This is a genomic window from Chryseobacterium sp. MMS23-Vi53, from assembly GCF_047651245.1.
GTDB lineage: Bacteria > Bacteroidota > Bacteroidia > Flavobacteriales > Weeksellaceae > Chryseobacterium.
The window spans coordinates 3,965,113-3,978,601 of sequence record NZ_CP180265.1; the positions used below are offsets into that span (position 1 = coordinate 3,965,113).

9 protein-coding genes are annotated in these 13,489 nt (G+C 31.4%); 4 read left to right on the forward strand and 5 right to left on the reverse strand.

All coding sequences use genetic code 11. The features are described from left to right. Nucleotides 1–60 precede the first annotated feature (60 nt). Nucleotides 61–327 carry a helix-turn-helix transcriptional regulator gene (locus tag ACKX2A_RS17770; protein ID WP_415326268.1) on the forward strand — a complete coding sequence of 89 codons (267 nt, stop codon included), beginning with the start codon at nt 61–63 and terminating at the stop codon, nt 325–327. Between the two features lie 178 nt (nt 328–505). Here ACKX2A_RS17770 and ACKX2A_RS17775 read toward each other — a convergent pair whose 3' ends face one another. Both ACKX2A_RS17775 and ACKX2A_RS17780 read right to left on the reverse strand, forming a co-directional pair. Next, a complete protein-coding gene (locus tag ACKX2A_RS17775) occupies nt 506–796 on the reverse strand; it encodes a serine hydrolase (protein WP_415326269.1) in 291 nt (96 codons plus the stop codon). A 25-nt stretch (nt 797–821) separates the two neighbouring features. Next, nucleotides 822–1,058 (reverse strand): hypothetical protein, encoded by a 237-nt coding sequence (locus tag ACKX2A_RS17780; RefSeq protein WP_415326270.1) that lies wholly within the window; start codon nt 1,056–1,058, stop codon nt 822–824. 673 nt (nt 1,059–1,731) lie between these two features. Here ACKX2A_RS17780 and ACKX2A_RS17785 point away from each other — a divergent pair. Beyond that, entirely contained in the window at nt 1,732–2,973 is a 1,242-nt protein-coding gene (locus ACKX2A_RS17785; protein WP_415326271.1) for an aspartyl protease family protein, read from the forward strand. A 121-nt stretch (nt 2,974–3,094) separates the two neighbouring features. On the opposite strand, the gene ACKX2A_RS17790 is transcribed toward ACKX2A_RS17785, so the two are convergent. Beyond that, nucleotides 3,095–4,522, reverse strand: a complete 1,428-nt coding sequence (locus ACKX2A_RS17790) for a hypothetical protein (protein ID WP_415326272.1) — start codon at nt 4,520–4,522, stop codon at nt 3,095–3,097. 291 nt (nt 4,523–4,813) lie between these two features. Here ACKX2A_RS17790 and ACKX2A_RS17795 point away from each other — a divergent pair, with 291 nt between their 5' ends. Both ACKX2A_RS17795 and ACKX2A_RS17800 read left to right on the forward strand, forming a co-directional pair. Next, nucleotides 4,814–7,336: a beta strand repeat-containing protein gene (locus ACKX2A_RS17795; protein ID WP_415326273.1), complete on the forward strand. Its 2,523-nt coding sequence runs from the start codon at nt 4,814–4,816 to the stop codon at nt 7,334–7,336. 2,198 nt (nt 7,337–9,534) lie between these two features. Next, entirely contained in the window at nt 9,535–10,395 is an 861-nt protein-coding gene (locus ACKX2A_RS17800; protein WP_415326274.1) for a DUF4822 domain-containing protein, read from the forward strand. Between the two features lie 856 nt (nt 10,396–11,251). Here ACKX2A_RS17800 and ACKX2A_RS17805 read toward each other — a convergent pair. Together ACKX2A_RS17805 and ACKX2A_RS17810 are read right to left on the reverse strand one after the other, a co-directional pair. Beyond that, nucleotides 11,252–12,064 carry an SDR family oxidoreductase gene (locus ACKX2A_RS17805; protein WP_415326275.1) on the reverse strand — a complete coding sequence of 271 codons (813 nt, stop codon included), beginning with the start codon at nt 12,062–12,064 and terminating at the stop codon, nt 11,252–11,254. Between the two features lie 82 nt (nt 12,065–12,146). Beyond that, nucleotides 12,147–13,043: a helix-turn-helix domain-containing protein gene (locus tag ACKX2A_RS17810; protein ID WP_415326276.1), complete on the reverse strand. Its 897-nt coding sequence runs from the start codon at nt 13,041–13,043 to the stop codon at nt 12,147–12,149. Between the last annotated feature and the right edge of the window lie 446 nt (nt 13,044–13,489).

Sequence of the window (13,489 nt, forward strand, 5' to 3'; positions counted from 1 at the left end):
ACTCTTGAAGCGAATAAACTTAAAAAGAGAGTTAATGATTCTTTTGATAAGCTTGTACAGATGGTAAAAGATGGTGATCCATTTTTCCTTACAAAATTTAAAGAAGTACATCCAGATTTTTTTGAAAATTTAATCTTCAATCACCCGAATCTTACAGAATTAGATATCAAGTTCTGCGCTTATCTACGACTTAGTCTTTCCAATAAAGAAATTATGCAGTATGAAAATGTTAGCCTTCGAACGATTGAAACAAGAAGATACAGATTAAAGAAAAAATTGGGTCTTTCTTCGGAAGTGGATCTTACAAGATGGCTTATGGAACTGTAAATCTAGAAAATAACCTTTTCTACAGAAGCGAGAAATAAGCGACAGAGCCTGTTTTATTCGGTTTAGAGAATTTTAAAATCTATTTCTAATTAAAAATATACATTTCTGAAGGTTAGTAAATCAATTATAAGGTTAAAGATTGAAACGAAGTTATTGAACTTTATCAGTTACTGTTAGCTTAGAAGTTTGATGTTATAAAAATAAATAAATAGAAGCACATAAATCTCAAAAAACGATAATTTGGTTTCCATGATTTGTAATAACTAATCAATTGATCGTAGTTTGTAATTTCATCTGGAAGCTGCAGTGTAAAACCATCGGCGATATGAGTTTCTAAATTATAAAGCTTTATGCTGTCAAAAGCCGTTCCTCTTAATTCAGACATATATTTACTTACGGGTTGATGAAGACTAAGATTACCTTCTATTTGTGATAAACTTGCTAAGATTGCTGTAAAAGTTTTACTCACTGAGCGTAGCTCAAAGAGTGTTGTATTAGTATTTCCTGATTACTGTCTTTAGAAAGAACTCCATAATTGGAAAAAAAGAATATTTCCCATTTTTTGTAATAGCAATACTTAATCCAGGAATTTTGTTTTTATCCATTACGGGTTTGACAATGTGACTTACATAATTATTGAGCTCGATGGAATCTTTTTTGATAGAATGCGCACAACTTACTAAAGTTAAAAGTAAAAATATTGTTGCCGTTAAATTTTTTAGACTTTGCATTTTCTATGATAATTTTAAATTAATATTTTATTGTATGATAATACGTTGCTTTTGTTAATTATTCTAAAAATTCTTTGTTGATTACTACTTCAATTATACTTTATACATAACAAATAATATTTTATGAGTTTTTAATTTATTGAATATCAGTTTGTAGAATGCTTGTTGTAGAGTTTTAGTAATGCTTTTTTAAGCAATGCGCAGTATATTTGTAAAAACAAATTTTAGCAGATTGTACTATCCAAAGAATTATAATTTTCTTGTATTTTTTTTCATTCATGATTTTTTATTGTGAATTGTGTTTTTAGAAGCAGAGGTATATTACCTCTGTTTTTTATAAATTCAAAGAAAAAAATCCTCCCTATAAATAGAATGAAAATAATCATTTTTCTATTTAAGAGATTTTGCCTTGGCTATTCAAAATTATAAACATTTCCTTTATGAGATTTTACTTCAAATATACTTGTCTTTAATTCTTATTTACTTGATTATCAGATTTTTGTTTTTTTTGTTGTGGAGTTGTAGTAAACTTTTTCAATATTAATGGTTGTAATTTTGTAGCCAAATAATATCAAGGTTTTCTACAATTGCAATCATTTGTAATGTATCTAAGATTAAATTTTAATAGCAAAAAAGAATATTTAAAAATTTATTAATTTAAAAAACAAGCAAAATGAACTTAAAAAAAATATTAACAGCATTTTCGTTATTTGGTATTGCATTATTAGTCCATGCTCAAGAGAATCATAAGTATGATAAAGCTTTGGAGTCTATTTTTCAGGCATTCAAGAATAAAGATTATGAAGAGCTAAAGCCTTTAATTGATTCTAATGTTAAAATTGGAGCTTTGCCCACAGGATTCAACGACATGGTTATTCCTCAGGTATTAGATAAATTACCTTCTCCAGTATCATTTACGATTAAAGAGATTGTAGCAGAAGGAGAAAATGAGAGGGTGAAGACTTCATATAAATTTGCAGATACATCTATTGACAGAAGCTTTCTGTTTGATACGAAAGGAAAAATCATTGACCTAGATATCTTAGGCGATTTAAAACCACGAGCAACCAAAGTTGAAGAAGTCAAAGTTAACAAACCATTTAAAAGAGTTGAAATACCTTTTAAGGTAAAAGATGGGATTATTTATGTAAAAGCACAATTCAACGGAAAATTTGAAACTTTTATTCTGGATAGTGGCGCACCGGATTTTATTCTAAATTCTGATAACAAAAAAATACAATATTTATCGGAAGGTAAAGTGGTGGCAGGTTCAGGTGTAGGGGGTAAAACTACCAATGGCATTGCGCATATTCAATCTTTAGATTGGTACGGCTTTACTATTACAAATACCGATGTGATGACTACAGAACTGGGTAATATCGGAAGCGAAAAAAATGCGATAGGATTAATAGGTTACAATATTTTTAAAGATTGCCAATTAACTTTAGATTACAAGAAGAAAAAAATAATTATAGAGCCGTCGAATATTAATGAAAAAGAATATTTAGGAAATCTTTTAACGAAAATCCCATTTGAAATGAAAGGTCATCTTCCCATATTTTCAGTTAAAATTGAGGGAAAGAATTATAAGGCTGCTTTAGATACTGGAGCTTCTGTTAATTTAGCGAATATTGCTATTTCACAAAAAATGGACAAGTCTTCTAAAAGATTAGAGGAAGAGATAATCCAAGGCGTAGGCGGAGAGGCTAAGATGATGAAAGGTGTTATAGAAAATACAGTCATAGGAAACGTAAGCTACCCCAAAATACCTTTTGTGTTTGAAGACAACACTTTAGATGCTTTAAGTGAAAGTACTCACAGTAGTATAGATATTTTAATCGGTTATTCATTTTTAAAAAAATATAGAACAACAATTGATTATGTAAGTAATGAAATCAGAATTTATAGTAAATAATAATTCTAATTTTTACATAATTAGATTACGTATAATCTTACAATATTTTTTTCTTTTGTGATTTTTATTGTGAATTGTGTTTTGGACGCAGAGATAGTTTTAACTATCTCTGTTTTTTTTATTATAAAGTATTTATCCAATTATTCAAGTCTGTGTCAGCGTCTAAGTTTAGCTTCTTTTTAAGACGGTATTTTGTAGTTTCTGTGCTTCTCAGTGTCAATTTTTTAAAAGAAGAAATCTCTTTATTGCTAAGATTGAGTCGTATGTAGGCACAAAATATGATATCATTGTCTTTCAGGTTGGGAGCGTACTTTAACAATTTTGCATAAAAATCGGGGTAAACTTCTCTAAATCTGTTGAGAAAAAAGGTATCATTATTTTTAGCAAGCTGAGTAAGCTCATCAAAGTAATTATTGTCGTTTGTTTTTCTCTGTAGTTGAGCTACCTTTAAATATTCTTCTTCCAAAAGTCTGTCTTTTTCAAGTTGTTTGGAAAAGTTTGCTCTTTTTATAAGATACACCAAAATTAAAGAAAGACTGCATATAGCAGCAATAATAAAGTACATTTTATTTTTTTCTCTCCTTTTTTCTACAGCTTCCTCCAGAGCTATTTTATTCACCACGATATTGATAGCCTCTTTCTCCTGTTTCTTGATGTCTGCATTAATAGACTTGAATTTCTTTAAATAATAATCGGTCATCGGAATATTATTCATCAAGTTATAAGTTCCCGCGATAGAATCATAAGTCGTTCTGATATGGTTTTTTGAATTTGCAGTTTCATACATTTTCAAAGCTTCTTGATAGTACTCAAGTGCCTGTGAATAATTTTTTTCAGAATATGATAAATTTCCAAAACCAAATAGGGTCATTCCTTTAACTACTTTAATGTCTTTATCAGGTGCTGTAAGTGCCTTATTCAGAAAATATTTCGCGGAATCTAGATTAGTTTTACCCTCAATAAATTTATCAGCCATTTTAGCGTATGTAATTCCGCTTGGCATTGCTTTCAGAGCATTACGTTCTATAATCCTAAGAGAGTCATAGTTATGCACAAAATTGAGCCGCTTCCATATGTTTGCATAAAACAAAATATAGTTTTTTTGTTTTTTGTTCTGAATTCTATTGGCGTAATTAATTGCTATATCATATGTTGTGTTTGATTTGTCCAACATTCCTAAACGAGCATAGTTTTTGGCATATTCATTATACAATCTTGCTAAAATAAGAGGATTATTCTGATTATTTCCAATTTCTTTTTGAGCCTTTCCAAGATAATCAAGACTTTTGGTATAATCAGTATACGAAAAAAGCAAAAAGCCAATATTGATATATATATTGGCAATGGCATCATTATCATTATCCTTATAATATTTCTTAAGGGCTTCTCTATTATATTCCATCGCTTTTACATACTCTCCTTTATTATAATATTCGGCTGTATTGCGAATACTTTCGGGAAAGAAAGAATAGTCTTGTGATGAAAGTTTCAAAGAGGCCAAAGTAAGAAAAAATAAAAGTCTTTTTAAAAAATTATTATCTAACGACATTCATTGAGGTTTTGGATTATCAAATGTATAAAAAAAACTGCCATTATAGAATTTTATATTTTACTGCAAATATACTGCTGTTTTAGATGTAATTATCTGATTAATAATTTATTATGTGTTTTGTTGTACACTTGTAGTAACAATTTTTTGAGCTGCTGGTTATAAATTTGCAACCACAAAGAACATCGAAATACTTGAATAATACTAGTTCCTTTTTGAGTATTGAGATACGATTCTAATTACACAAAATAAGGATAATAAAATTTTACTAATTTCAAAAAATTCAAGACAATGAAAAAAATTACAATAGCACTATTTACACTAGTGTGTTCTCAATTTACTCTTGCTCAGATAGGAGTCAATACACCAGATCCTAAATCAACTTTTGATATTACAGCAAAATCTCCCAAAGGAAAATCAGAAACTCCGGAAGGATTATTAGTGCCCAGAGTAGATAGAGAAAGAGCTCAGTCTATGATTGGGACAGCAATTTCTACTCTTATTTACGTAGACGATGCTACAACCGGTTTACAGACAGGAACCGCTATTAATATTGATAACAATGGATATTATTATTTTGACGGGAGATTCTGGATGAAATTAAGCATTGACTCAGCAATAAGTCCTATGGCAAATATTTATAACACAAATGGAGTGCTAGATGGAAACCGTATTGTTACACAAAATGATAAAACCTTAGCTTTTACGGGAACAGCAACAAATGGATTTTCTGTAGATGGTAATACATTTTCAGTAGATGCTGCTAATAATAGAATAGGAATTGGTACAACTGCACCTAATAGTAAATTACATGTACAAGGAAATCAGTATTTAAATGCTGTAATTACTGCTGCAGAGTATGGAAATAATGTTATGGATATTAATATCGGACAAGATGGTTATGCTTTTGGTAACAGAAATAATAATTTTGGAATCAACGTAAAAACTTCATCCTCAATACATCCAGGAAATGTTGCAAGGTTTAATTTTGGAGATGCATCAATGTCATCAAACGGAGGAAACCGATTTCTTTCATTTAGTGTAGGAAAAACACTGAAGGAACTATTGTATATGGATGATGTTAATAATGGAAGAGTCGGTATTGGTACGTCTACCCCAAATTCAAATGCTATTTTAGAATTATCATCGACTAATCAAGGATTTCTTCCTCCAAGATTAACAACAGCTCAAAGAGATGCCATACCAGCAGCAAGTAGACCAGCAGGTTTGATGATTTATAATACAAATACAAACTGTATGAATTTCTGGAATACAAATGAGTGGGTTTCTACATGTGCAAATGTAGTTCCTCCTGTGGGAGCAATAACAGCATTAACATGTACATCAGCAACAAATAACGGAAGCTTAAATGCAGGAAGTGCTGCTTCTGCAGTTACATCTTCTATTCCCTACACAGGAGGAAATGGTGGATCACATGGAGGACAGAGTGTAACATCTACAGGAGTTACAGGGCTTACCGCTACTTTATCTGCAGGAAGTTTTGCCAATGGAAATGGAAGCTTAACTTATACCATTACAGGAACGCCTTCAGCAGTAGGAACAGCAAGTTTTGCACTTAACATTGGAGGTAGAACATGTACACTTACAAGAACGGTTACAGCTCCAGTGGGTGCTATTGCAAGCCTTAATTGTGCAGGAGCAACCAACAATGGAACTTTAACCGGCGGAGCTTCAGTATCTGGAGTGTCCTCATCTATTCCTTACACAGGCGGAAATTCAGGCACATATAGCGCACAGACAGTAAATTCTACAGGAGTTACAGGTCTTACTGCTACTTTATCTGCGGGAACTTTTGCAAATGGGAACGGTAATCTTACATATACCATTACAGGAACCCCTTCAGCAGGAGGAACAGCGAGTTTTGCTATTAATATTGGAGGAAGAACGTGTACTTTAACAAGAACGGTTGCAGTTCCAGTAGGGACTATTGCGAGCCTTAATTGTGCCGGAGCAACCAATAATGGAACTTTAACCGGTGGCGCTTCAGCATCTGGAGTGTCGTCATCTATTCCTTATACAGGCGGAAATTCGGGTACATATACCGCACAGACTGTAAGTTCTACAGGAGTAACAGGTCTCACAGCTACTTTAGCGGCAGGCAGCTTTGCAAACGGAAATGGTAACCTTACCTATACGATAACAGGAACACCCACAATATCAGGAACAGCAAGTTTTGCCATTAATATTGGAGGAAAAACATGTACTCTTACCAGAACTGTGGCGGGAGCAGCAAATCCACCGACAGCAGATACTTCGCTTGTATGCAATGGATGGACAATACCTTTTGTAAGTGGAAATGGTAACTCTACTTCAACTACTGTGAACGGACAAACATTGACCGCTACTGTTACAAAATCGAATAATAGCTATGTAGAAAATGTCGCTTCAAGATCGAGTTGCCTTACTACTACAGCTGATGGGGCTTCGTACAAATTTACTTTTACTAGTCAATGGATGACAATAAAGTTTGATAAAGCAGTATCAAATTTAAAAGTATATCAGGTTTCATTACCTAATGTATCAGCAAATGATAGAGTTAGATATACTTTTAGAAAAAATGGAGTAGAAGTTATTCCTTCAGGACTTATTATTGATAATAATTGCAGAACTTATAATTGGTCGGGAACCAATATTATGGGACGAGTTAATACTGCTGGTACAAGTGGTTCAGGAGGTACGATTTATAATTTTGGTGGGGTATGGTTTGATGAGGTCACTATTGCTTCTGCGGCAGATAATGGTAATACAACTTTTGGATCTCAGTTTTCATTCTGTGTTGGATCTGTTCAATAATAAATGTAATGAATCTTTTTCAAAGGGTATCTTTTCAGTGTTGTTACCAGTGGTTAAAAATTATTTCAATCATCATTTTAAAATAGAGTAATTTTTTTCAATTATGTGTTTGGCCGGAGGTTATTTGTTTTGACCCTCCGGCTTTTCTATTCTGCTATGGTATAATGAAAAAGATTTTTCCTGTGAATTAAAGAAGTATTAAATATCATCAAATAAATATTTGAAATAAACTTCTGATGATAATGCTTTCATTTAACAAAAAAATGATATTTTTTTTAAGGTAATATTAAAACTATTTTTACAAAAAGAAAGGTTGTAAAGAAAATTTCTAAGAGTTTTTTAGATAAATTATTGATGAATAATGCATGCTTTCATAGCTAATTGTTGATTTTGTTATGTATTTTTATAATATCTTTAATTTTTTCCTAACTATATTATGATTCACTGTATCAAAAAATTGCTGATATCGCATTCAGATACCTACAAACATTTTGCTTTGTATTTGTTTTTGTATTCTGGAATATATTTTTATGGCACTATGATGACTGGGAGTAAATTTTGCGTTGTCTCTTTTTGCTCTAAAAGTATAGGAATGTTCATAAAAAATATTATTGACTGCTTTTTGTCAAATATTTATTTACGATTGAAATTAAATTTTATCTCTTAATGGGAATAAACAGATTGAAAGACAAATTTTACAGCTTTTGTCATTTTGCTTTTTAAATTAAATAATATTTTTGGAGAAGTAAGCAAAAAAATTTCATCATTCAGTAACTCAACTATCTGCTCAATAAAATTTTTAATCTAATTAAAAAGGGTTCTGTAGAAATTAGTTTTTCTGTAATGATAAATTGTCTTTAATAAAGCTCTGGTATTATGATCTACAGAGTTTATACGTTGACCATTATTTTTAGAATACCTCTCCTTAATTGTTGGATTAATCCATTTTCTGCGATATTATTGAGCATAATATATCAATATCATTTCCCTTATGTCTATTAATTTTTGATTATTATAAAGATAATTGTAATTCTGGTCAACAGAAATTATATGATCAAGTTGCGATTTACTACGATGCCGTGCAAGTTTTTCTCTTTTGAAGATGGACTGATGGAATTAGAAACGAATACACCAGTTAAAAAAATATCTAAAAAACTTTTGACTGAAAATTATCACAACTTCATTAATGATCCATTAAAAGAGAAGAAGAAAATATCTAACGAAATTGATACTTTGAATAACAAATAACAAATCATCTTTTGCTCGAAACAAATTTCTTAGGTTGTATTTAGAAGTTGGATAAAGAACTGAATGATAGTTCAATCCGTCAAATAAACAATATTGATAAACTGCTCGAACAAGCCTTAGTGACACTTCAAAATATCGAAAAACAATATCAAGAAAGGAAATTGAGATAAAGCATGCAATAATGAGTTTGATATTTCCTGAAAAATTAAAATTTGACGGAAAACATTATCGAACCGCCCGAATTCACTCAATAGCATAAGATATCTTTCATATTAATGAGTTAGATAATATAAAAAAAAGAGAAACGATCAGAATGATCATTTTTCCCCCTGAATGTAGGTCAAGGACTATACCATGGAAACAATTTCTAAACTTTTGTTTTTACGTAAATACATAGGGATGTCACGAAAAGTTCGGAAGATATTTATAAGCCATTAGGTATAACCAAGGCAACATTTTTATCGGTATGCTAAAATTCTCACAGTTATACGGATTAAGAAATAAAGAATATGGAAATTAAAAATAATTTTAAGTAATAAATTCAGTATAAATACGGATTACCGTAATGGAGTTGCTAAAAACTCCTATCTAAAATTGTTTTGCAAGTATAAATGATAGTTTCTATTTATTCTCAACCTACTGCACTTCTACTGCTTAAGATATTGTAAAATACAGAAATACAAATTTTTATAATTTAGATGTATAATTGTAGTAGATTTTATGTAATGATAACTTCTAATTTTGCAAGAAAATATTTAAGATTACAAAATAATAAAATTCCTTGTAGGTATTATCCAAGCACTAAGCTAGTCCCACAAAATTGAAGACGATAAAAGCTAAGTAGGTGGCTTATTGTAAGCTCAATATTTTTTAAAGTATAATTAAAATTCTTATCAACTATCTAACTTCGGATTATGGTTAGAAGTTAGCAATCTAAACAAATAAAAATTATGTTAATTACAACTAAAAATTTTTGTTGCCTGTTAGCAGCTTTCACTTTAACAGCAACAACAGTATCATGTTCTGACAATAATGACACTCAGATTATTGAGGAGCAACTTACTCCCTCACAAATCCTTTCTTCTACACCGTGGGAAACTACAGAAGCTAAAAACAACCAAGGCCAAAATGTGGCTCTTACAGAAGCTTCTGTGGCAGGATATGTAGGTTTTGCTTATTTTAATGGAGATGGAAATTTTGCAATCTACGGACTAAATGACGTATTAAGGTCGTTGGGAACATGGTCTGTTGATGCAGCTGGAAAAACAAGAACAATAACTGCAAAACGTCCCGACGGAACTGCAATTTTCACACGTGATGTCGAAATTCTTGAACTAAGTAAAAATGTTTTCACTTACAGAATTCGTCCCAATTCTGCAGACTCTTCTGTTTACTTCGATATCATCCACAAAAAAGTGGGTCATACAGAGCCTGCAAACGGACAGCGTTTTTTGGCTTCAACAGCATGGGAAACGATTGATGCATTGGATAATACTGGAGCTCATATTAATCTGAACGATCCTTCTGTAAATGGTTTTGTAGGATATGCTTATTTCAGAGCTGGCGGACAATATGCTATTTATGGATTAAATAATGTTCTGAGAAACCAAGGAGATTGGTCGATTTCTGCAGACGGAAAAACAAGAACGTTGGTAGCAAGAAATCCTGACGGAACGGTAGCGTGGACTCGCGTTGTTGAAATTTTAGAATTGAATAAAGGAAAATTCACATATAGAATTACTCCCAATGCTGCGAATCCATCTCTTTATTATGATATTGTTCATGAGCCTGTAAATCACTTAGAGCCATAACATAAAGATATATTTTTTTAGTAATAATGAAAGCTTGTTCTTTCTTGAACAAGCTTTGTGTTCTTAAAGAAACTTATTAGATCTACGTTTGAAAGCAAACGTTAGATGAAAAATTGATAGTGAAAAGTGATTTTGAAGAAACAATATTCAAGTAAACTGTACCTACCAAAGTATTGACAAAAGCAAGGATAAACGGCTCCTTTTGGTATTTTTGTAAACCGAAATTTGAATATTTGAATGACTTTTATGCTAAAAATTCAAGGCTTCAGTACCGCCAAAATGTTTAGTTGAAATTAACTATCACAAAATGATTTTTAATTTCTCTTTTTTAGCTATAATTGATCCAATAATAATGTTAAAAAGTTGTTTCACCTGAAAGATTGTTTGGTTATGTAAAACCCTAAGTTTTCAATTCCTTTTTTATTAGGAGAAAAGTAAGAGCAGGAATTTTCTTCTGGAAATAAATTTTTACCGAATATAAAATGATTCATATCTTATATAATGAAATTCTACAAAGCGACTTTAAATTAGGGAATATTTTTGATTTGAGTAAATAAGTTAGAACAGAAATTGGTAGCTATAATTTTCTTTTCGAATTTTAAGGTTAACAATGTAATTTTCAAACTATAGTACCATTCTAAAATAAAATATCACAAAAAAGTGAAAAATAAAAGAAACCGAATATTTATGCGATTCCTTTTTAATTTACTTTTTGTCTCAATCTTAATTGAGAATCCTTTTAAGAAGTTGAAATTAAAAGATCCCTTGAATCTTTTATTCAAAATCATTCCTGTACTGTAATTATTTAGGGCGGAACAAAAGCCCCGCCCTAAATAACAATCTTATTTAACGGTTTTTATTTTGGAAAAAATACTTTATCCAACTCTTGGTGAAATTCTTCTGCTCCTAATTCCAAACGCTTGTTATAATCGCCATTAGCCACTTCGCCAACTAAATAACGCAATTGATTTTTCCCATCGGTTGCCGCTTCATAAATAACTTCTGAAACGGTTTCTGCTGGAGCAAGGCTATTGATAACTTCATCACTGAAGAACATTTTCTTGAAGCTATCAAACATTTCGTCATAAGCCGAATGTTCCGGAATAACCAAAGAACGGCCAACGAAATCAGTTTTGGTTGGTCCCGGCTGAATCGTTTTGATTTGGATACCCAACTGATTTAATTCAAACGCCATACTTTCTGTCCAACCTTCAACAGCCCATTTTGTAGCATGATACAATGAAAAGAATGGATATGCTACTAAACCACCGATTGAAGAAATGGTGATAAATAGACCACTTCTGTTTTCTCGGAAATGTGGGATGAATTCTTTTGTTAAGCGGATAACGCCCAAAAGATTAGTGTTTAACACCTGTTCGATTTCGCTGTCTGTAGTCCCTTCTAAAGCACCTACAGTTCCATAACCAGCGTTGTTCAGCACAACATCAATATTGCCTAATGAAACAGCTTTTGCGACAGTAGATTTTACTTGTTCAAAATTGGTAACGTCTAAAGATAAAAGCGTTACATTATCTAAAAGCGTTAGTTCTGTTTCCTTTTCAGGATTTCTCATCGTTGCAATTACATTCCAGCCTTTCGCCTGAAAAAATTTTGCGGTTACTTTCCCGATTCCTGATGAAGCACCTGTAATGAAAATTGTTTTTATCATTGTTCTAAAATTTTTATTGATGCAAAATTAGAACAGATGCATACCGGTTTTTTAACAGAAAGCAATCGTATATATACAAAAATCAATCAATACGATATTGATTTGGAGTTACTGCTGTGTGCTTTTTAAAAAAATTATGAAAATGCGTGGCTTCTTTAAAGCCTAGTGCAAAACCGATTTCTGAAACGTCTTTATTGGTTTGTTTCAATAAAATTTTTGATTCTACCAAAATGCGTTCCTGTATAATGACAGAAGTTGACTTATTTAAAACTTTTTTTAAAGTCTTGTTTAAATGATTGATATGAATTGATAATTTTTCAGCAAAATCTTTTGCAGAACGCAAAGGAAGAACACCAACATCTTCAACAGGAAACTGGCGTTCTAGTAATTCTAAAAATTGAGTAGTGATTTTTTGAGAGGCACTCGTGTGATATTTTGAAAGCGATCTTTCGGGAAGTATTTTCTCTGTGTTATACAATAGCTCAAAAATCAACAGACGCATTTTATCATATTTATGCCTGTTGTCGGAAGTCCATTCCGTAAGCATTTTAGCGAATAACTTCTTCACCCATTTTGCCTGTGTGTCTGTCAATTCAATAATTGGCAAACCGTCTGCCTGAAAAACGGAATAGTTTTTCGGATTTCCAAAATGATGAAAAAAAGCTTCTGTAAAAACACAGGAAAATCCGCTTTGCTCTTTTCCTATTTGTTCCCAATTATAAGGAGTTCGGGGATCAGCAAACAACAATGCCTGCTTTTTTATTTCGAAAGTTTTATCAGAGAAATGTACTTTGTTTTCGCCTTGTATCAAGCTGATTTTAAAATATCCTCTTCGACTGTAAGGAATAGGTTTGATGCTGCAACCCACCAAGTCATCAAATGAAAAAACATTAAAATGTCCAATCTCATTTTTCAGACTTTCTGGTACTAAACTAAAACGTTCTGTATAAAAATCTTCTAACAGTTCTACATTTTTCATTTTGCGAAGTTACAAAATTCAAATATCTTTATTTATGGATAATTAGCAACTCTATTTATTAAGCATTTCATTTTCAATCTGCTTTCCCCCAATGATGCAGATATTCGATGAAGGGAATTAGTTCATTTCCTGTTTCGGTCAAACTTTTGGAGACACTTGGTGAAAACCTTCCGATTGGCAAAATTATCTAATTCCAATTCTCTAACGGTCTATGTAAGCATTTTGGTAGTAATGTTTGGAATAGTTTTCTTCAATTCGCCATAATGTAAAATTCTGAAAGTTCAAATTCCACAAAATCAATAATTTTTCATTGTTTAAAAAAATTATTGTAAAAAAATAACCTCTCAGGAGAGAGAGGTTTGAATTAAAATAAACTTGACATGAATGTAGTAAGTCATAATGCTGAGCTATAAAATTTGCTCTAAAAATCTCATAAAATGATCCCA